Origin of the sequence: Thermomonas haemolytica (assembly GCF_004346265.1) — a bacterium.
Taxonomy (GTDB): domain Bacteria; phylum Pseudomonadota; class Gammaproteobacteria; order Xanthomonadales; family Xanthomonadaceae; genus Thermomonas; species Thermomonas haemolytica.
The window spans coordinates 25,318-45,616 of record NZ_SMAP01000006.1; the positions used below are offsets into that span (position 1 = coordinate 25,318).

The 20,299-nt window shown below is 70.3% G+C and carries 15 protein-coding genes; 13 read left to right on the forward strand and 2 right to left on the reverse strand.

Going from position 1 to position 20,299, the window contains the following annotated elements:
* Positions 1–9: 9 nt before the first annotated feature.
* On the reverse strand, positions 10–1,668 hold the full coding sequence (gene recN / locus EDC34_RS08425; protein ID WP_114960347.1) for a DNA repair protein RecN: 1,659 nt from the start codon (positions 1,666–1,668) through the stop codon (positions 10–12).
* Positions 1,669–1,744: 76 nt separating this feature from the next.
* Here recN and hrcA point away from each other — a divergent pair, with 76 nt between their 5' ends.
* From hrcA to prfB, 13 genes are all read left to right on the forward strand, one after another.
* The gene (hrcA, locus tag EDC34_RS08430) at positions 1,745–2,794 is read left to right on the forward strand and encodes a heat-inducible transcriptional repressor HrcA (protein ID WP_114960348.1); all 1,050 of its coding nucleotides are present in this window, start codon (positions 1,745–1,747) and stop codon (positions 2,792–2,794) included.
* A 52-nt stretch (positions 2,795–2,846) separates the two neighbouring features.
* Positions 2,847–3,374 (forward strand): nucleotide exchange factor GrpE, encoded by a 528-nt coding sequence (grpE, locus tag EDC34_RS08435; RefSeq protein WP_114960349.1) that lies wholly within the window; start codon positions 2,847–2,849, stop codon positions 3,372–3,374.
* A gap of 107 nt (positions 3,375–3,481) precedes the next feature.
* Positions 3,482–5,407: a molecular chaperone DnaK gene (gene dnaK, locus EDC34_RS08440; protein WP_114960350.1), complete on the forward strand. Its 1,926-nt coding sequence runs from the start codon at positions 3,482–3,484 to the stop codon at positions 5,405–5,407.
* Positions 5,408–5,473: 66 nt separating this feature from the next.
* Positions 5,474–6,052, forward strand: a complete 579-nt coding sequence (locus tag EDC34_RS08445) for a TMEM175 family protein (protein ID WP_114960351.1) — start codon at positions 5,474–5,476, stop codon at positions 6,050–6,052.
* A complete protein-coding gene (gene dnaJ / locus EDC34_RS08450; protein ID WP_114960352.1) occupies positions 6,049–7,173 on the forward strand; it encodes a molecular chaperone DnaJ in 1,125 nt (374 codons plus the stop codon). Before EDC34_RS08445 ends, dnaJ begins: the two co-directional genes overlap by 4 nt.
* 174 nt (positions 7,174–7,347) lie before the next feature.
* Positions 7,348–9,573 (forward strand): DUF1631 family protein, encoded by a 2,226-nt coding sequence (locus tag EDC34_RS08455; RefSeq protein ID WP_114960353.1) that lies wholly within the window; start codon positions 7,348–7,350, stop codon positions 9,571–9,573.
* 85 nt (positions 9,574–9,658) lie between these two features.
* Entirely contained in the window at positions 9,659–10,369 is a 711-nt protein-coding gene (dapB, locus tag EDC34_RS08460) for a 4-hydroxy-tetrahydrodipicolinate reductase (protein WP_114960354.1), read from the forward strand.
* 127 nt (positions 10,370–10,496) lie between these two features.
* Positions 10,497–11,642, forward strand: coding sequence for a glutamine-hydrolyzing carbamoyl-phosphate synthase small subunit (gene carA, locus EDC34_RS08465; protein WP_114960355.1), 1,146 nt, complete (start codon positions 10,497–10,499; stop codon positions 11,640–11,642).
* Complete coding sequence (gene carB / locus EDC34_RS08470) at positions 11,635–14,883, forward strand: carbamoyl-phosphate synthase large subunit (protein WP_114960356.1); 3,249 nt, start codon at positions 11,635–11,637, stop codon at positions 14,881–14,883. The genes carA and carB overlap by 8 nt, the downstream gene beginning before the upstream one ends.
* Before the next feature lie 11 nt (positions 14,884–14,894).
* A complete protein-coding gene (gene greA / locus EDC34_RS08475) occupies positions 14,895–15,359 on the forward strand; it encodes a transcription elongation factor GreA (RefSeq protein ID WP_484600295.1) in 465 nt (154 codons plus the stop codon).
* Positions 15,360–15,362: 3 nt separating this feature from the next.
* A complete protein-coding gene (locus EDC34_RS08480; protein ID WP_114960358.1) occupies positions 15,363–16,286 on the forward strand; it encodes a phosphoglycerate mutase in 924 nt (307 codons plus the stop codon).
* On the forward strand, positions 16,283–17,962 hold the full coding sequence (recJ, locus tag EDC34_RS08485) for a single-stranded-DNA-specific exonuclease RecJ (RefSeq protein WP_114960448.1): 1,680 nt from the start codon (positions 16,283–16,285) through the stop codon (positions 17,960–17,962). The genes EDC34_RS08480 and recJ overlap by 4 nt, the downstream gene beginning before the upstream one ends.
* Positions 17,963–18,013: 51 nt before the next feature.
* A protein-coding gene (gene prfB / locus EDC34_RS08490) for a peptide chain release factor 2 (RefSeq protein ID WP_114960359.1) occupies positions 18,014–19,142 on the forward strand; the annotation gives its coding sequence in 2 pieces (ribosomal slippage) (positions 18,014–18,088 and positions 18,090–19,142; 1,128 coding nt in all).
* Between the two features lie 10 nt (positions 19,143–19,152).
* On the opposite strand, the gene EDC34_RS08495 is transcribed toward prfB, so the two are convergent.
* Positions 19,153–20,187: a GGDEF domain-containing protein gene (locus tag EDC34_RS08495; RefSeq protein ID WP_114960360.1), complete on the reverse strand. Its 1,035-nt coding sequence runs from the start codon at positions 20,185–20,187 to the stop codon at positions 19,153–19,155.
* Between the last annotated feature and the right edge of the window lie 112 nt (positions 20,188–20,299).

Sequence of the window (20,299 nt, forward strand, 5' to 3'; positions counted from 1 at the left end):
AGAAAGGACTTAATTCGCTTCCAGCAGCTTCTTCGCCGCGGCGCGGGCTTCCTTGCTGACATCCGCGCCGCCCAGCATGCGGGCGATCTCGTCCACGCGGCCGGCGGCATTCAGCGCGACCACCGCGGACTGGGTGATGCCATCCTTCGCCGCCTTGCTGACCCGGTATTGGGCGTGGCCGGCGGCGGCGACCTGCGGCTGGTGGGTCACGCACAGCACCTGCTTGGTGGCGCCGAGCGCGCGCAGCTTGGCACCTACCGCGGCGGCGACGGCGCCGCCGATGCCGGCATCCACTTCGTCGAACACCAGCGTGGCGGCGGCGTCCTGGCCCTGGGTGGCCACCTCGATCGCCAGCGAGATGCGCGAGAGCTCGCCGCCGGAGGCGACCTTGCGCAGCGGGCGCGGCGGCTGGCCGGGATTGGCGGAGACCAGGAACTCCACGCGCTCGCGGCCCTGCGGGTCGGGCGTGTCGGCGGCGTTCGGTTCCAGTGCCACCTCGAAGCGGCCGCCTTGCATGCCCAGCGCGTCCATCAGCGCGGTGATCGCGCCGGCCAGCGCGTCGCCGGCGTTGCGACGGGAGGCGGAGAGTGCGGCGGCGGCGGCCTGCCAGTCGGCCAGCGCCGAGGCGATGTCGCGGTCCAGCCGCTGCAGGCGCGCATCGGCATCGGCCAGCGATTCGAGTTCGATGGCGAGCGCGTCACGGTGCGCGGCCAGCTGGTCGGGCGGGACCCGGTGCTTGCGCGCCAGGTCGTGGATGCGGCCGAGTCGGCGCTCGATCTCGGCCAGCGCGGCAGGGTCGAGGTCGAGGTCATCGCGGATCCGCTGCAGCAGCGCCAGCGCCTCGTCCAGCTGGATGCCGGCGGAATCGAGCATCGCGTCCACCTCGCCCAGGCGCGGTTCGTAGGCGGCCTCGCGCTGGAGGCCGCCGCGCAGGTGTTGCAGGCGCGCGCCGAGGGCGTCGTCGCCGCCGAGCTGGTCCAGGGCGTGGTCGCAGGCCGCGATCAGCGCGGCGGCATGGGCATGGCGGCGGTGGCTGGCATCCAATTCGGCCAGCGCGGCCGGCTCCAGCGGCAGCGTCTGCAACTCGTCCAGCTGGTGCTGCAGCCAGGCCTGGCGCTCGCCGACGTCGCCGCGGGCGAGCAGGGCGTCGCGTTCCTGCTGCAGCGCCTTCCAGCGCCCGGCGCTGTCGGCCACGGCAGCGAGCAGCGCGGGATGGCGGGCGAAATCGTCCAGCAGGCGGGTTTGCTGCGGGCGCGCCAGCAGGGCCTGCTGGGCGTGCTGGCCGTGGATATCCACCAGCAGCGCGGCCAGTTCGGCCAGCTGCGCCAGCGGCACCGCGCGGCCATTGATCCAGGCCTTGGAACCGCCGTCCGCGCGCAGGGTGCGCCGCAGCTGGCAGGCGCCGGCGTCGTCCAGCTCGGCCTCGGCCAGCCAGGCGACGGCGGCCGGGCAGTCGTCCAACGTGAACTCGGCGGACAGCTCGGCGCGCTGGGCGCCGTGGCGCACCGCGCCGGCATCGCCGCGGGCGCCGGACAAAAAGCCCAGCGCGTCCACCAGCAGCGACTTGCCGGCGCCGGTTTCGCCCGAGATCACGGTCAGGCCGGGGCCGAATTCCAGCTCGGCCTGGGCCACCACGGCGAAATCGCGGATCGAAAGTCGGGTCAGCATGGGGCGGCATTGTGCCTGCGGCGGTCGGAGGCCGGTAGCAGTTGCAAGCCGGCGGGCCGGCGCTTACAACCACGGCATGGCCCGCAAGCCCCACGACATCCGCCAGGACCCGCGCGCGCGCCAGCTGCTGCGCACGCTGGTGGCGCGCCATATCCGCAGCGGCGAACCGGTAGGGTCGCAGACGCTGGCGAAGCATGCGGGGCTGGACGTGAGCCCGGCCACCATCCGCAACATCCTGGCCTCGCTGGAGGACGCCGGGCTGCTGGCCGCGCCGCACAGTTCGGCCGGCCGGGTGCCCACGGCGCAGGGCTACCGACTGTTCGTGGATTCCCTGCTGCAGGTCAAGCCGTTGGCGGCCGAGGAACTGGACCGCCTGCGCAGCGGGCTGCCGGCCGGGGCGGGCACCCAGGCGCTGCTGGGCAGTACCTCGGAGCTGCTGTCGGCGATGACCCATTTCGCCGGCATGGTCAGCGTGCCCAAGCGCGAGAGCTTCGCGTTCCGCCAGATCGACTTCGTCGCGCTGGACCCGCAGCGGGTGCTGGCGATCCTCGTCTTCGCCGACGGTGAGGTACAGAACCGGGTGGTGCAGGCGCGGCGCGCGTTCTCGCCCTCCGAACTGGAGCAGGCCGCGAACTATCTCAACGCCCATTTCGCCGGGCAGCCGCTGTCGCTGATCCGCGCCGCGCTGCTGCGCGAGCTGCGCGCAGCGCGCAGCGAGATGGAGCGGCTGCTGGCGAGCTCGGTGGAGTTGGCCGAGCAGGCGTTCGCTCCCGCATCCGAGGACGACATGGTAGTGGCCGGGCAGACCCGCCTGCTGGGGCTGCAGGACCTGGGCGACCTCGAGCGCCTGCGTGCGCTGTTCGAGGCCTTCGCGGAGAAGCGCGAGCTGCTGCAGCTGCTGGAGCGCACCGCCAAGGCGCCGGGCATGCGGGTGTTCATCGGCGAGGAAACCGGGCTGGCGCCGCTGGAAGGCATGTCGCTGGTGACCGCGCCCTACGGCCGCGACGGCCAGGTGCTGGGCGTGCTGGGGGTGATCGGCCCCAGCCGGATGGCCTACGAGCGGGTGATCCCGGTAGTGGAGGCCACCGCCGCCGTGCTCGGGGCCGCCTTGAATCCCGACCCGTAAGGCCCCATAGCCCGGTTCAGTGCGGCAGCCGCCGCGACAGTGAACCGTGCACATGAGCAACGACCCGACCCAAGACCCCACGCAGGACGCGCCGCAGGACGCGAACGACACCACCGCCGCGGTGGAGCCGCAGGATGAGCTGGAGGCGCTGCGCGCCGAGGTTGAGCAGCTCAAGGCGCAGTCGCTGATCGAGCGCGCCGACCTGGAGAACCAGCGAAAGCGGCTGGCGCGCGATATCGAGATGGCCCGCAAGTTCGCCAACGAGCGCCTGCTGAGCGACCTGCTGCCGGTGTTCGACAGCCTCGACGCCGGCCTCGCCGCCGCCGGCGCCGATGCCGGCGCGCTGCGCCAGGGCATGGAGCTGACCTATAAGCAGCTGCTGAAGGTGGCCGCCGACAACGGCATGGAAGTGCTGGACCCGACCGGCCAGCCGTTCGATCCCGAGCACCACCAGGCGATCAGCCAGGGCGAGGCCGAGGGCGTCGCGCCCGGGCACGTCATCAACGTGTTCCAGAAGGGCTACCGGCTCAACGGCCGGCTGCTGCGGCCGGCGTTGGTGATCGTGGCCAGGAACGACTGAACGCCCCGCCGCGCGGCCCTTGAAGGCGCCGCCGGCACCCCCAGATAGCAGCCATCGGCGCAGCGCGCCCCCGACATCGACATTCGAGCATCCAAGAGGACACCACCATGGGCAAGATCATCGGCATCGACCTGGGTACCACCAATTCCTGCGTCGCCATCATGGAAGGCGGCAAGGCCCGCGTCATCGAAAACAGCGAGGGCGACCGCACCACGCCGTCCATCGTCGCCTGGACCAAGGACGGCGAAGTGCTGGTGGGCGCCTCGGCCAAGCGCCAGGCGGTCACCAACCCGAAGAACACCTTCTATGCGGTGAAGCGCCTGATCGGCCGCAAGTTCACCGACCCCGAAGTGCAGAAGGACATCGGCGTGGTGCCGTACACCATCGTCCAGCACGACAATGGCGACGCCTGGGTGGCGCTGGCCGACGGCAAGAAGCTGGCCCCGCAGGAAGTCTCCGCCAAGGTGCTGGAGAAGATGAAGAAGACCGCCGAGGCCTTCCTGGGCGAGACCGTCACCGAGGCGGTCATCACCGTGCCGGCCTACTTCAACGACAGCCAGCGCCAGGCCACCAAGGACGCCGGCCGCATCGCCGGCCTGGACGTCAAGCGCATCATCAACGAGCCGACCGCGGCCGCGCTGGCCTACGGCCTGGACAAGGGCGACACCAAGGACCGCAAGGTTGCCGTGTACGACCTCGGCGGCGGCACCTTCGACGTGTCGATCATTGAAATCGCCAACGTCGACGGCGAGAAGCAGTTCGAGGTGCTGGCCACCAACGGCGACACCTTCCTCGGCGGCGAGGACTTCGACAACCGCGTCATCGACTACCTCGTCGAGGAGTTCCAGAAGACCGACGGCGTGGACCTGCGCAAGGACCCGCTGGCCCTGCAGCGCCTGAAGGACGCGGCCGAGCGCGCCAAGATCGAGCTGTCGTCGAACCAGCAGACCGACGTCAACCTGCCGTACATCACCGCCGATGCCAGCGGCCCGAAGCACCTGAACATCAAGCTGACCCGGGCCAAGCTCGAGGCGCTGGTGGACGACCTGATCAAGAAGACCATCGAGCCTTGCCGCGTCGCGCTCAATGATGCCGGCCTGCGCGCCAGCGACATCAGCGAGGTGATCCTGGTCGGCGGCCAGACCCGCATGCCGAAGGTGCAGCAGGCGGTGGCCGAGTTCTTCGGCAAGGAGCCGCGCAAGGACGTGAACCCGGACGAGGCCGTGGCCATCGGCGCGGCGGTGCAGGGCGGCGTGCTGGCTGGCGACGTGAAGGACGTGCTGCTGCTCGACGTGACCCCGCTGAGCCTGGGCATCGAGACCCTGGGCGGCGTGTTCACCAAGATCATCGAGAAGAACACCACCATCCCGACCAAGGCCTCGCAGGTGTTCAGCACCGCCGAGGACAACCAGTCGGCCGTGACCGTGCACGTGCTGCAGGGCGAGCGCGAGCAGGCCCGCTACAACAAGTCGCTGGCCAAGTTCGACCTGACCGGCATCGAGCCGGCGCCGCGCGGCATGCCGCAGGTGGAGGTGAGCTTCGACATCGACGCCAACGGCATCGTCCACGTCACCGCCAAGGACAAGAAGACCGGCAAGGAGCAGAAGGTCGAGATCAAGGCCGGCTCGGGCCTGTCGGACGAGGAAATCCAGCGGATGGTGCAGGATGCGGAGGCGCACCGCGAGGAGGACCGCAAGTTCCACGAGCTGGTGCAGGCCCGCAACCAGGCCGATGCCCTGATCCACGCCACCCGCAGCACCATCAAGGACAACGGTGACAAGCTGCCGGGCGATGCCATCGGCCGCGCCGAGGCCGCCATCGCCGAGCTCGAGGTGGCGATCAAGGGCGACGACAAGGCCCAGATCGAGGCCAAGGCCAAGGCGCTGGAGGAGGCCGGCCAGGCCCTGTTCGCCGCTGCGGCTGCGGCCGGCCAGCAGGCGGGCGGCGGCAACCCCGGCGAGGCCGCCGGCAAGCCGGCCGATGACGTGGTGGATGCCGAGTTCACCGAGGTCAAGGACGACAAGAAGGCCTGATCCACGACGGCAGGCAGGCACGCGAACGCCCGGTCACGGGCGTTCGCTGCGTAGGGGGAGGACGCGATGGGCAAGGGACGGTTGGAGGCTTTCAGCGATGGCGTGCTCGCCATCGTCATCACCATCATGGTGCTGGAGCTGAAGGTGCCGCACGGCAGCGACCTGGCGTCGCTGCAGCCGCTGCTTCCGGTCTTCCTCAGCTACGTGCTCAGCTTCGTGTACGTGGGCATCTACTGGAACAACCACCACCACATGCTGCATGCCACCCGTCGGGTGAGCGGCGGCGTGTTGTGGGCGAACCTGCACCTGCTGTTCTGGCTGTCGCTGTTCCCGTTCGCCACCGCGTGGATGGGCGAAAACCACTTCACCGCGGTGCCGACGGCGGCCTACGGCGTGGTGCTGCTGATGGCGGCGATCGCCTACTGGGTGCTGCAGCAGCGCATCATCACGCTGGAAGGGCCGGACTCGCTGCTGGCCCGGGCGGTCGGCGCGGACATCAAGGGCAAGCTGTCGCCATTGGCGTACCTGCTCGCGATCGCGCTGGCCTTCGTGCAGCCGTGGCTGGCCTGGGCGGTGTACGTGCTGGTCGCACTGGTGTGGCTGGTGCCGGACCGGCGCATCGAATCGAGAATTGAAGGCTCATGAGCAAGCGCGACTACTACGAAGTCCTGGGCGTGTCCCGCAACGCCAGCGACGAGGAATTGAAGAAGGCCTATCGCCGCTGCGCGATGAAGTACCACCCCGATCGCAATCCCGGCGACAAGGCCGCCGAGGCCGCGTTCAAGGAGTGCAAGGAGGCCTACGAGGTCCTGAGCGACGGCGGCAAGCGCCGGATGTACGACCAGCACGGGCACGCCGCGTTCGAACACGGCATGGGCGGCGGCAATGCCGGCCCCGGGTTCGCCGATATGGGCGACATCTTCGGCGACATCTTCGGCAACATTTTCGGCGGTGGACGCCAGCAGGGCCCGCGCCGCGGCGCCGACGTCGGCTACGTGATGGAGCTGGACCTCGAGGAAGCCGTCGCGGGCGTGGAAAAGACCATCCATATCCCCACCCTGGCGATGTGCGAGCCGTGCAAGGGCAGCGGTTCCGAGGACGGCAAGGTCGAGACCTGCAGCACCTGCCACGGGCGCGGCCAGGTCCGCATGCAGCGCGGTCCCTTCATGATGCAGGCCCCTTGCCCGCACTGCGACGGCAGTGGCAAGACCATCGCCCATCCCTGCAAGCACTGCAGCGGCAACGGTCGCGTGCACGATGAAAAGACCCTGCAGGTGCGGATCCCGGCCGGGGTCGATAACGGCGACCGCATCCGCCTGGCCGGCGAGGGCGAGGCCGGGCCGGCCGGCGCGCCCCCGGGCGATTTGTACGTGGAGGTGCGGGTGCGCCCGCATCCGATCTTCGAGCGCGATGGCGACGACCTGCACTGCGAAGTGCCGATCCGGATCTCGCAGGCCGCGCTGGGCGACAGCGTGCGGGTGCCGACCCTGGGTGGCGAGGTGGAGCTGCGGATTCCCGCCGAGACCCAGAGCGGGCGCGTATTCCGCCTGCGCGACCGCGGGGTGAAGTCGGTACGCAGCCGGCATCCGGGCGACCTCTACTGCAAGGTCGTGGTGGAGACCCCGGTCAACCTTACGGCCGAGCAGCGCGAGCTGCTCGAGAAGTTCGAGGCCACCTTCACCGGCGAGAACGCGCGCCGGCATTCGCCGAAGTCCAGCACTTTCCTCGACGGGGTGAAGGGCTTCTGGGACCGCATGGTGTCCTGAATCCTGTCGCATGATCCCCCGTCGCCGATCGCAAGGTCCGGACGGGGCGGACGGACGGTCATACTGGTGCGATCAGTGGTGCCCGGCCATCACGGAACCATGACGGCAATCAATAATCGCAGCCCTGCTTTCCGCTACCGTTGACGGTAGGGCCACTCTGCCATTCCTGCCGCCATGAGCTTCCGTTCCCCCGCGGACTCCATCCCTGTTTCCAGCGCCCCCAACGTGGCGCTGCTCGACGCCGTGCAAAAACACCTGCTGGACCGGGTGGGGCCTGCGCTGGACAGCGCCCTGGCCGACGTTGATGACTACCTGTTTGACCGCAGCCAGAGCGGCGAGGAAACCCTCGGCATGCTCGCCCTGCGCGATATGCGTCGCGCCCGCGGCGAGATCGTGCAGAAGTTCCGCCAGGCGCTCCTGGACCGATTCCGCCAATTGCGCGAACGCCAGCCTGTGGGGCTGGAGACCGCCAGTGCCGGCCTGAGCCTGCTCTCGGAGCAGGCGCTCGAGGAGCAGCTGGCGATCGAACAGCTCGCCGCTTCCGTGCTGCGCGTGCATGCCTCCGCTTACGAAGTCGCGGCCAAGCGGCTGGCGGTGGTGGCCGGTCGCAGCGAGATCCCCAACCGTGAGAACCCGCTGGGGCCGGCGTTCCTGGCCGAGGCGCTGGGCAACGCGATGGGCCAGCTGGAGATGGACGATGCCCTGCGCATCGTGGTCTTCAAGTATTTCGAGCGCGAACTGGCGGCCGCGCTGGGCGAGGTGTACGAGCGTTGCAATGCTCTGATGGTGACCGCAGGCGTGTTGCCGGAGCTGCGTGCGACCTCGCGCGCGCAGGCACCGCAACCCGCGCGTGCGCGGCCGGCGACCCCGGAACCGGCCGCGGCACCGGCCGCGCACGCGGCGGGGATGCCCGGTATGGCGGGGTCGACGGCGGAGGTCGCGCCAGCGATGCAGATCAGCCCGGCCGACCAGGCCCTGTTCGCCAGCATGCTGGGGCAGCTGCAGATGTGGCGCGCCGCGGTGGGCATGGCCGGGCAGGGAGCCTCGGCCGCGCCCGCCGGACCGGTGCTGCCGACCCAGGATCTGATGTCGATCCTGTCGCTGATGCAGCACGATTCCAGCGCTGCGTTCATGCCATCCGCGTCCGGCGACCAGGTTTCGCTGGCGGCGCAGTTGCGCCAGCAGATGGCGCAGAGCGCGCGCAAGCTCGGCGTCACCGGAGACAACCTGAATCTCGACGGGCTGGACGGCGACGCGGTGGACCTGGTCGCGCTGCTGTTCGACGTGCTGCTGGACGGTCCGCAATACGACAACCGCATCCGCCAGAAGATCGGGCGCATGCTGGTCCCCTACGTGAAGGTGGCGGTCAAGGACCGGCGCATGTTCCTGTACAAGGAGCATCCGGCGCGGCGCCTGCTCAACACCGTGGCCGAGGCCTGCGAGGGCAATCGCGGCGAGGCGCCGCAGGAGCGCGAGCTGCTCAACCACGTGGATCACACCATCGATCGCCTGGTGGCGGAGTTCAACGAGGACGTGGCGATCTTCGAGACGCTGGAGCAGGAGCTGCGCGCCTACATGGCCCAGCACCGCAAGCGCTTCGAACTCGCGGAAAAGCGCAGCGCCGAGGCCCAGCGCGGGCGCGAGCGCCTGGAGCAGGCGCGTGCCAGCGTGCAGGCCGACCTCGAATGGCACCGCGGCAACCGTGCCCTGCCGCCGGTGTTGGACGATTTCATTTCCAAGCATGCCGCCCACCACCTGGTGCAGATGGCGCTGCGCGACGGCAAGGGCTCGCCGCGCTACGACAGCGCCATGCGCGCCATCGACGACCTGCTGGCGGCGTTCGACCGCGCGGTCCAGCGCAAGCCGCTGGACCCGGCGCGGCCGCTGCCCGAAGCCGAGCTGCTGGCGATGCTGGCCAGCGCCGGCTGCATCGGTGATGCCGGCGAGGCGGCGCTGGATGCCCTGAACGATGCCCTGGCCCGGCTGGTGGCAGGCGAGCCTGCGCTGCAGGCCGATCCGCGCATGCCGGCGCAGGCGGTCGCGCCGGAACCGCCCACGCCGGAGCCGGAGCCGCGTCTGGAAGTGGTGGCGGGGACCGCCGGGCTGGATTACGACGCCGCCATGCTGGCGCGCATCCGCAAGCTGCAGGTCGGCAGCTGGGTGCAGTTGCAGGCCGGCGACGGCCATTTCGCGCCGGCGAAGGTGTCATGGATCAGCCCGATTTCCTCGCGCCTGCTGCTGGTGAACCGGCGCGGCATCCGCGTGCTGGTGGCCTCGGTGGAGGAGCTGGCGGTGATGGCCAAGCTGGGCAAGGTGATCGTGCGCGAGGCCGCCACCGCGTTCGAGGACGCCATGCACCAGGTGGCCGACCGCCTGCAGAGCGTGGCGGCCAAGCCCTGAGCAACGCCTGATCCGCCGCTCATCCATCCCCGCGACGTCGCCGGCGCGGCTTGCCGCTGCCGCGGGCGCCGGCTAGCCTGCACGCATGCAGACTCAGGTTCGCGTATTGGTCCACGGTGCCACCGGCAGGATGGGGCAGGCGTTGCTGCGCCTGTGCCGCGAGGACTCCAGCGGATGCGAGGTGGTGGCGGCGGTCGCGAGCAAGGTCGCCGCGCGCGTGGTGGAGGGCGTGCCGCACTTCACGTCGGCCGAGCTCACCGGCGTTCCCGCGTTCGATGTCGCCATCGATTTCAGCCTGCCGGAAGGGTTCGATGCGGTGCTCGCGCTGTGCGAGGCGCGCGGCGCGGCGCTGGTCTCCGGCACCACGGGCCTGTCCGATGCGCAAAAGGCGCGGCTGGATGCGGCGGCCGCGCACATCCCGCTGGTCTGGGCCAGCAACTTCAGCCTCGGGGTGGCGGTGCTGCACGAGCTGGTCGCGCGCGCAGCGGCCCTGCTGCCGGGTTGGGACTGCGACATCGTCGAGGCCCACCACACCCGCAAGCTGGATGCGCCCTCGGGCACCGCGTTGACGCTGGGGGCGGCCGCGGAAACCGGCGGCGCGCACCCGCACTATGCCTCGATCCGCGCCGGCGACATCGTCGGCGAGCACCTGGTGCAGTTCGCCACCGCCGGCGAGCGCATCGAGCTGGTGCACCGCGCCACCAACCGCGACATCTTCGCGCGCGGCGCGCTGCACGCGGCGCGGCGGCTGAATGGGCGCGCGCCGGGCCGTTACCGGATCGCCGATCTGCTTTGACGTCTTTGCGAAGGCTGGCGCCGGCCGCCGCGCGCCGGTACAATTCCGGCTCGCCTGAACCCCCTCCAGCTCCGAACCGGCACCGCCGCTTCGGCGCTTTCTTGCAACCCGACGCAAGGCGACGCACTTGAATATTCCCGCCATCCTCGCGCTTGAAGACGGTACGGTCTTCGAGGGCATTTCCGTGGGCGCCCCCGGCCTGGCCGTGGGCGAAGCGGTGTTCAACACCGCGATGACCGGCTATCAGGAGATCCTGACCGACCCGTCCTACGCCCGCCAGCTGGTCACCCTGACCTATCCGCACATCGGCAACACCGGTTGCACCGACCAGGACGACGAGGCCGCCAAGGTCTGGGCCGCAGGCCTGATCGTGCGCGACGTGCCGCGCCGCCCCAGCAACTGGCGCAGCCAGGTCGCGCTGCCGGACTGGCTGCGCGCACGCGGTATCCCCGCCATCGCCGGGATCGACACCCGCAAGCTCACCCGCATCCTGCGCGAGCGCGGGGCGCAGAGTGCGGCGCTGCTGGCCGCGGCCGCGCACGACGAGGCGCTGGATGCCGAGCAGGCGATCGAGGCCGCGCGCAAGTTCCCCGGCCTGAAGAACATGGATCTGGCCAAGGTGGTCAGCACCCGTGAGCCGTATCGCTGGACCGAAGGCCAGTTGGACCTCGATCGCAATGCGTTCGCCGCGACCGCGCCGCGCTTCAAGGTGGTGGCCTACGATTTCGGCATCAAGCGCAACATCCTGCGCATGCTGGCCGAGCGCGGCTGCGACGTGCACGTGGTGCCGGCGCAGACGCCCGCCACCGCGGTGCTGGCGATGCATCCGGATGGCGTGTTCCTGTCCAACGGCCCCGGCGACCCGGCGCCCTGCGATTACGCGATCAACGCGATCCGCGAGTTCATCCGGGCGAAGATCCCGCTGTACGGCATCTGCCTCGGCCACCAGCTGCTGGGCCTGGCGGTCGGTGCGCAGACCATGAAGATGCCGCACGGCCACCACGGCGCCAACCATCCGGTGCAGGATCTCGACAGTGGCCGGGTGATGATCACCTCGCAGAACCACGGCTTCTGCATCGACGAAGCCACGCTGCCGGCGAACGCGCGCGTCACCCACCGCTCGCTGTTCGACGGCACCAACCAGGGCATCGAACTGACCGACGCGCCGGCCTTCGGCTTCCAGGGCCACCCGGAAGCCGCGCCCGGCCCGCACGACGTGGCCCCGCTGTTCGACAAGTTCATCGCGCTCATGGAGCAACGCGCCAATGCCTAAGCGCACCGATATCCGCACCATCCTCATCATTGGCGCCGGCCCGATCGTCATCGGCCAGGCCTGCGAGTTCGACTACTCCGGCGCGCAGGCGTGCAAGGCCCTGCGCGAGGAGGGCTACCGGGTGGTGCTGGTCAACAGCAACCCGGCCACGATCATGACCGACCCGGACATGGCCGATGCCGTGTACATCGAGCCGATCAACTGGCAGACGGTCGAGAAGATCATCGCCAAGGAGCGGCCGGACGCGCTGCTGCCGACCATGGGCGGGCAGACCGCGCTGAACTGCGCGCTCGACCTGGCCGACCACGGCGTGCTGGAGAAGTATGGCGTCGAGCTGATCGGCGCCAAGCGCGAGGCGATCCGCATGGCCGAGGACCGCGAGCTGTTCAAGCGCGCGATGGCCGAGATCGGGCTGGACAGCCCGAAGTCCGAGGTCGCGCGCAGCTTCGAGGACGCGGTGCGCATCCAGCAGGAGGTCGGCTATCCCACCATCATCCGCCCGTCGTTCACCCTCGGCGGCAGCGGCGGCGGCATCGCCTACAACCGCGAGGAGTTCGAGGAGATCGTCAAGCGTGGCCTCGAGCTGTCGCCGACCCACGAGGTGCTGATCGAGGAATCGGTGCTGGGCTGGAAGGAATACGAGATGGAGGTCGTCCGCGACACCGCGGACAACTGCATCATCGTGTGCAGCATCGAGAACTTCGATCCGATGGGCGTGCACACCGGCGATTCCATCACCGTCGCCCCGGCGCAGACCCTCACCGACAAGGAATACCAGCGCCTGCGTGATGCCTCGATTGCGGTGCTGCGCAAGATCGGCGTGGATACCGGTGGTTCCAACGTGCAGTTCGGCATCAACGCCAAGAACGGCCGGGTGGTGGTGATCGAGATGAACCCGCGGGTGTCGCGCTCCTCGGCGCTGGCCTCGAAGGCGACCGGCTTCCCGATCGCCAAGGTCGCGGCCAAGCTCGCCGTCGGCTACACCCTGGACGAGTTGAAGAACGAGATCACCGGCGGCAAGACCCCGGCCTCGTTCGAGCCGGCGATCGACTACGTGGTCACCAAGATCCCGCGCTTCGCGTTCGAGAAGTTCCCGGCCGCGGACGCGCGCCTGACCACCCAGATGAAATCGGTGGGCGAGGTGATGGCGATCGGCCGCTGCTTCCAGGAGTCGCTGCAGAAGGCCCTGCGCGGGCTGGAGACCGGCAAGGTGGGCCTGGACCCGACGGGGCTGGACCTGGCGCCCGAGGACGGCCTGCTGGCGCTGCGGCGCGAGCTGAAGGAGCCCGGCCCGGAGCGCATCTTCCACATCGCCGATGCGTTCCGCGCCGGCATGAGCGTGGAGGAGGTGCACGCGCTGTCGTTCGTCGATCCGTGGTTCCTCGACCAGATCGAGGAGCTGGTGGATGCCGAGATGGACGTGGTCCACCGCGGCCTGGACGGGCTCGACGCCCGCCGCCTGCGCGCGCTCAAGCGCATGGGCTTTTCCGACGCCCGCATCGCGCGCCTGGCCGGCACCAACGAGACCGCGGTGCGCGCGCTGCGCAAGGCGTTCGGCGTGCGCCCGGTGTACAAGCGGGTGGACAGCTGCGCCGGCGAGTTCGCCACCGGCACCGCCTACCTGTATTCGACCTACGAGGACGAGTGCGAGGCCGCGCCCAGCGATCGCAAAAAGATCATGGTGCTCGGCGGCGGCCCCAACCGCATCGGCCAGGGCATCGAGTTCGACTACTGCTGCGTGCACGCGGCGCTGGCCCTGCGCGAGGACGGGTATGAGACCATCATGGTCAACTGCAATCCGGAGACTGTGTCCACCGACTACGACACCTCCGACCGCCTGTACTTCGAGCCGCTGACGCTGGAGGACGTGCTGGAGATCGTGGAGCTGGAGAAGCCCTTCGGCGTGATCGTGCAGTACGGCGGCCAGACCCCGCTGAAGCTGGCGAAGGCGCTGGAGGCCAACGGCGTGCCGATCATCGGCACCTCGCCGGACTCCATCGACCTGGCCGAGGACCGCGAGCGCTTCCAGAAGCTGGTCGACGACCTCGGCCTGAAGCAGCCGCCGAACCGCACCGCGCGCAGCGCCGAGGAAGCGCTGGCCCACGCTCGCGAGATCGGCTACCCGCTGGTGGTGCGCCCGAGCTACGTGCTGGGCGGCCGCGCCATGGAAGTGGTGCATGCCGATGCCGATCTCGCCCGCTACATGCGCGAGGCGGTGAAGGTGAGCAACGATTCGCCGGTGCTGCTGGACCGCTTCCTCGACAACGCGGTGGAAGTGGACATCGACGTGATCGCCGACCGCGACGGCAACGTGCTGGTGGGCGGGGTGATGCAGCACATCGAGGAGGCCGGCGTGCATTCCGGGGACTCGTCCTGCTCGCTGCCGCCGTACTCGCTGTCCGCGCGCACCCAGGAGCGCCTGCGCGAACAGGTGGTGGCGCTGGCCAAGGCGCTGCACGTGGTCGGCCTAATGAACACCCAGTTCGCGGTGCAGGTGGGCGTGGCGGACGGCGCCGAGGCCGACACCATCTATCTGCTGGAAGTGAACCCGCGCGCCAGCCGCACCGTGCCGTTCGTGTCGAAGGCGATCGGGCGGCCGCTGGCGAAGATCTCGGCGCGCTGCATGGCCGGGATGACGCTGGCGGAGCAGGGCGCCACGAAGGAAATCGTGCCGTCGTACTACTCGGTGAAGGAAGCGGTGTTCCCGTTCGCCAAGTTCCAGAACGTCGATCCGATCCTCGGCCCGGAGATGCGCTCCACCGGCGAGGTGATGGGCGTGGGCCGCAGCTTCGCGGCTGCGTTCGCGCGCGCGGAGGAAGCCGCCAACATCCGCGCGCCGCAGCCGGGCAAGGCCTTCATCTCGGTGCGCGACCCCGACAAGGCGCGCGTGCTGGACGTGGCCCGCACCCTGCTGGAGCGCGGCTTCAGCCTGGTCGCCACTCGCGGCACCGCCGACTACCTCACCGCGCACGGCGTCGCCTGCGAGCGCGTGAACAAGGTGGCCGAGGGGCGCCCGCACGTCGTGGACCTGATCAAGAACGGCGAGATCAGCTATATCGTCAACACCACCGAAGGACGGCAGGCGATCGCCGACTCCTTCTCGATCCGGCGCGAGGCCCTGCAGGCGCGCGTCACCTATTCCACCACCGTGGCCGGCGCGCGTGCCCTGTTGCACTCGCTGGACCACCGCGGCGCGGGCGATGTGCTCTCGCTGCAGGAACTGCACAAGGAGCTTGCATGAATCGTGCACCCATTACCGCGAAAGGCGCGCAGCGGCTGCGCGCGGAACTCGAGGAGCTGAAGTCGGTCAAGCGCCCGGCCATCATCGAGGCGATCGCCGAGGCGCGCGCCCACGGCGACCTCAAGGAAAACGCCGAGTACCACGCCGCGCGCGAGCAGCAGGGCTTCATCGAAGGCCGCATCAAGCACCTGGAGGCGGAGCTGTCGCACGCGCAGGTGATCGACGTGGCGCAGCTGGCGGCGGGCGACAAGGTGGTGTTCGGCGCCACCGTGGTGCTGGCCGACGCCGAATCCGGCGAGGAGCGCACCTACCAGATCGTGGGTGACCTCGAGGCCGACATCAAGCAGGGCCTGATCGCGATTTCCTCGCCGGTCGCGCGCGCGCTGATCGGCAAACACGAGGGCGACGTCGCCACCATCGAGGCCCCCGGCGGCACCCGCGAGTACGAGATCGTGTCGGTCGAATACAAGGGCTGAGGCGTGGCGCGGCTGACGCTGCTGCTGCCGCCGGCGGCGCGGTTCGCCGGGATCGCGCTGCCGCCGGCGTTGGCGCAGGCGCTGGGGCGCGCGGACCGGGCGCGCGCGGAAGCCGGGGAAGCGGCGCAGCTGGCCCGCCATTTCGACCTGCTGCCGCGGGCCTGGCCCTCGGCGGCGCTGACCCGGCTGCTGGACGCAGGCGAGGCCGATGCCCGCCATGGGCCGTGGCTGCGGGTGGACCCCGCGCACATCCGGCCCGACATCAACGGCGCGCGCCTGCTCGGCGTGGGCGCCAGCCTGGGGCTGGACGCGGCCGATGCGGAAGCCTTGCTGCCGGCACTGCGGCCGCTGTTCGGGGATGCCGGGTTCGCGCTGGATGCCCCGCATCCGGCGCGCTGGTACCTGCGGCTGCCGCCGGGCACGCCGCTGCCGGCGTTTTCCTCGCCGGACATCGCGCTGGGCGACGACGTGTTCGAGCATACCGCGCAGGGCGAGGCGGCGCGCCGCTGGCGGGTGCTGGAAAGCGAGGTGCAGGTGGTCCTGCACAACCATCCGCACAACGCCGCGCGCGCGGCGGCCGGGCGGGTGGCGGTGAACGCGCTCTGGTTTTGGGGCGGCGGGGCCTTGCCCGACGCGGTGTCCGGGCATGCGCCGATCATCTATTCCGACGATCCTGCGGTGCTCGGGGCCGCCCGCCTGGGCAAGCTGCAGGGCATGGGCGTGCAGGCATTCCGCGACGAGGTGGAGGACGCGCTGGTGGACCTGCGCGGCCAGCGCGACGTACGCGCGCTGGTCGAACGCTGGCTGGCCCCGGCCGCGCTACGCGCGGAGGCGGTCTTCGATTTCGCCGATGGCCAGGTGTTCCACCTGCGCCGCGGCCAGCGCTGGCGGCTGTGGCGGCGGGCGCTGGCGACGGTTCCGGCATGAGCGCGGTGCGTCGCATCGTGCGCCGCCCCGCGGTGGCGCCGGTGGGCGACTGGCCGGCGCATTGGCCCGATCTGCTGCGCCGGGTGCATGCCGCGCGCGGCAGCGATGCCCGCGCCGCGCTGCCGCGGCTGGCCGACCTGCTGCCGCCGTCGGGCCTGCGCGGGATCGATGCCGCGGTCGGCCTGCTGCGCGAGGCCATTGCGGCCGATGCCCACATCCTCGTCGTGGGTGATTTCGACTGCGACGGCGCCACCGCCTGCGCGGTGGGCGTGCGCGGGCTGCGTCTGCTCGGCGCGCGCCGGGTCTCGCACGCGGTGCCCAACCGCATCGTCCACGGCTACGGGCTGACCCCGGGGCTGGTGGAGGAACTGGCGGCGCTGCGGCCCGACCTGGTGCTGACGGTGGACCACGGCATCGCCTGCCACGCCGGCATCGCCGCCGCCAAGGCGCGCGGCTGGCAGGTGCTGGTGACCGACCACCATCTGCCGGGCCCGACACTGCCGCCGGCGGATGCCATCGTCAATCCCAACCAGCCCGGTTGCGGGTTCGGCAGCAAGGCGCTGGCCGGCGTGGGCGTGGTGTTCTACCTGCTGCTGGCGCTGCGCGCCGCGCTGGGCTTGAAAGTGGACCTCACGGTCCTGCTGGACCTGGTGGCGGTGGGTACGGTGGCCGACCTGGTGCCGCTGGATGCCAACAACCGGGCGCTGGTCGGCGCCGGCCTGCGCCGGCTGCGGGCGGGGCAGGGCTGCGCCGGGCTGCGCGCGCTGATCGAGGTGGCCGGGCGCCGCGCGGAGGCGCTCACCACCGCCGACATCGGCTTCGCCATCGGTCCGCGGATCAACGCGGCGGGGCGGCTGGAGGACATGGGCATCGGCATCGAGTGCCTGCTCACCGACGATGCGGCGCATGCGCGGCGGCTGGCCGAGGCCCTGCATGCGATCAACGAGGAGCGCCGCGCGCTGCAGGCCGAGATGCAGGACGTGGCCGAGGCGCGGCTGGACGGGATCGACGCCGCGCATGCCGCCTGCCTGTTCGATCCCGACTGGCATCCGGGCGTGGTCGGGCTGGTGGCCTCGAAGGTGAAGGAACGCCTGCACCGGCCGGCGCTCGCATTCGCCCCGGCCGAGCCGGACAGCGACCTGCTGCGCGGGTCGGCGCGCTCGATCCCCGGCTTCCACGTGCGCGATGCGCTCGCGCTGGTGGACGCGCGCCATCCCGGCCTGATCGCGCGCTTCGGCGGGCATGCGATGGCGGCCGGCCTGAGCCTGCCGCGCGAGGCCTTCCCCGCGTTCCGCGACGCCTTCGTGCAGGTGGCGCGCGAGTGGCTGACCCCGGAGCTGCTGACCGAGGAGCTGCACAGCGACGGCGCGCTGCGCGCGGACGAACTGCGGCTGTCCACGGCGGTGGCCCTGCGCGATGGCGGCCACTGGGGCCAGGGCTATCCCGAGCCGCTGTTCGACGGGGTCTTCGACGTGCGGGATTTCCGCGTGCTGAAGGAACGCCACCTCAAGCTGGAGCTGGAACTGGATGGCCTGCGCTGCAACGCGATCCAGTTCAACGGCTGGGACGGCGCGGCGCCGGCGGCGCGGCTGCGGCTTGCCTATCGGCTGGTGCCGGATGACTGGCGCGGCGGCGAGGCGGTGCAGCTGGTGGTGGTGCACCGCGAACCGGCCTGAGCACGCCCGGGCTGGTAAGATGCGCGACCGTTTCCGCCCTGCCTTTTCCCCATGATCGAGCTCAATCCCATCCGAGCACGCATCGCCGACCTGACCGGCCGGCTGGATGCGCTCCGGGGGTATCTTTGACTACGACGCCAAGCGCGAGCGCCTGGAAGAAGTCGAACGCGAACTGGAACACCCCGACGTCTGGAACGATCCCGCCCGCGCGCAGGCGCTGGGCCGCGAGCGCTCGTTGCTGGACAAGACCGTCAACGGCATCCGCGACCTGAGCGAGGGCCTGGCCGGCGCCGGCGAGCTGCTGGACCTGGCCGAGATGGAGAACGACGAGGAGACCGCGCTGGCGGTGGTGGCCGACGTCGACCGCTACCAGAAGGGCGTGGAGCAGATCGAGTTCCAGCGGATGTTCTCCGGCAAGATGGACTCGGCCAATGCCTTCGTGGACATCCAGGCCGGTGCCGGTGGCACCGAGGCACAGGACTGGGCCGAGATGCTGCTGCGCATGTACCTGCGCTGGTGCGAATCGCGCGGCTGGAAGGTCGAACTGATGGAAGTCAGCGGCGGCGACGTGGCCGGCATCAAGTCCGCCACCTTCCGGGTCGAGGGTGAATATGCCTATGGCTGGCTGAAGACCGAGATCGGCGTGCACCGGCTGGTACGCAAGAGCCCGTTCGATTCCGACAACCGCCGCCACACCAGCTTCACCAGCGTGTTCGTCTCGCCCGAGGTGAACGACGACATCGACATCGAAATCAACCCGGCCGACCTCAAGACCGACGTGTACCGCTCCTCGGGCGCGGGCGGCCAGCATGTGAACAAGACCGAGTCGGCGGTGCGTATCACCCACGTGCCTACCGGGGTGGTGGTGGCCTGCCAGACCGAGCGCAGCCAGCATGCCAACCGCGAGCGCGCCATGCAGATGCTCAAAGCCAAGCTGTACGAGCTGGAGCTGCAAAAGCGCAACGCCGAGAAGGACGCGCTGGAGGCCAGCAAATCCGACATCGGCTGGGGCAGCCAGATCCGCAATTACGTGCTGGACCAGAGCCGGATCAAGGATCTGCGTACCGGGATCGAGCGTAGCGATACGCAGAAGGTGCTGGACGGCGACCTCGACGAGTTCGTCGAGGCCAGCCTGAAGATGGGCCTGGAAGCCGGCGCCAAGCGCACCGACGCGGCCTGATTCGCGGCGATCAGCCCTGCGCGCGCAGCGCGCGCAGGCTGCGGGCGCGCGCGATCTCGGAGGCGCCAGTCACCATGCGCGGCACGCTGGACATCACGCTGACGATTTCCGGTGCCGCTTCCGGCTGTTCCAGCACCGCCTCGGCGGTGGCATCGTCCGGGAGCTGCGCGCCCCAGTAGCCCACCCAGGCATCGCGATGGCGCTTGGCGGCGTACAGCGCGCGGTCGGCCATGCGCAGCGCATAGTCCCAGCGACTGGCCGCGGACGCCCCCACGCCGGCATCGAAGAACGGAATCGGTGCCAGCCCCAGCGAGACCGTCACCGGGCGTGCGCTATGCGCCGTCTCCAGGGTGTAGGCCATCGCCCGGCGCAGCCGTGCGGCGACCTGCTCGGCCTGTTCGCGGGTGAGGTTGCGACAGGCCACCAGGAACTCCTCGCCGCCCCAGCGCGCCACCAGGTCGGTGGGGCGGCAGGCCGCCTTCAGGCGCTGCGCCAGCGCCACCAGCACTTCGTCGCCGGTGTGGTGGCCGTGGCCGTCGTTGATCTGCTTGAAGTGGTCCACGTCGATCAGGAACAGCACGTGGCGGGTGCCTTCCGGGCCGGGTTGCAGTGCCATCGCATTCAGCGCGGCGGTCGCCGCATGGCGGTTGTTGAGCCCGGTCAGGGCGTCCACTTCGCTCAGCCGGCGCAGCTGGCCATGCCGCTTGCGCAGCAGCAGCCCGAAGCCGGTGGCCAGGCCGAGCAGCAGGACGAGGATGGCGATCGCGGCCACGTAGGCCAGCTGGCGCTTCTCGTTCTGCAACTGCTCGATCTGGTGGGCGTGGCGCAACCGCTCCAGTTCGCGCTGGCTGGCACTGATCCGGGTGCGCGCCTGCAGGTCGGCCAGCGCCTGCGACTGCCGGTTGAGGCTGCTCTGCAGGCTCAGGCACTGCGCCAGCTGCAGCTCGGTGGCATCGCCCTGCGGGCCGGGGGCGGCCACGGGCGTCGCCGGCAGCAGGGCCAGCATCAGCAGCGGGGCAAAACGCAGGGCGGGGAAGGTGGCCATGGCGTCGGAAACCGGTGGGTTCGGTGGTCGCAAAGCAAGATGAGTGCCAGTCAAGTGACGGGTTCATGGCGCAGGCACGGCGAATTCGTTGCAGGGCGCGCCTCTGCTATTC

Excerpts from the sequence above, each read along its gene's own strand:
- recN (WP_114960347.1), bottom strand. The coding sequence starts at position 1,668 with ATGCTGACCCGACTTTCGATCCGCGATTTCGCCGTGGTGGCCCAGGCC.
- hrcA (WP_114960348.1), top strand. The coding sequence starts at position 1,745 with ATGGCCCGCAAGCCCCACGACATCCGCCAGGACCCGCGCGCGCGCCAG.
- grpE (WP_114960349.1), top strand. The coding sequence starts at position 2,847 with ATGAGCAACGACCCGACCCAAGACCCCACGCAGGACGCGCCGCAGGAC.
- dnaK (WP_114960350.1), top strand. The coding sequence starts at position 3,482 with ATGGGCAAGATCATCGGCATCGACCTGGGTACCACCAATTCCTGCGTC.
- EDC34_RS08445 (WP_114960351.1), top strand. The coding sequence starts at position 5,474 with ATGGGCAAGGGACGGTTGGAGGCTTTCAGCGATGGCGTGCTCGCCATC.
- dnaJ (WP_114960352.1), top strand. The coding sequence starts at position 6,049 with ATGAGCAAGCGCGACTACTACGAAGTCCTGGGCGTGTCCCGCAACGCC.
- EDC34_RS08455 (WP_114960353.1), top strand. The coding sequence starts at position 7,348 with ATGAGCTTCCGTTCCCCCGCGGACTCCATCCCTGTTTCCAGCGCCCCC.
- dapB (WP_114960354.1), top strand. The coding sequence starts at position 9,659 with ATGCAGACTCAGGTTCGCGTATTGGTCCACGGTGCCACCGGCAGGATG.
- carB (WP_114960356.1), top strand. The coding sequence starts at position 11,635 with ATGCCTAAGCGCACCGATATCCGCACCATCCTCATCATTGGCGCCGGC.
- recJ (WP_114960448.1), top strand. The coding sequence starts at position 16,283 with ATGAGCGCGGTGCGTCGCATCGTGCGCCGCCCCGCGGTGGCGCCGGTG.
- EDC34_RS08495 (WP_114960360.1), bottom strand. The coding sequence starts at position 20,187 with ATGGCCACCTTCCCCGCCCTGCGTTTTGCCCCGCTGCTGATGCTGGCC.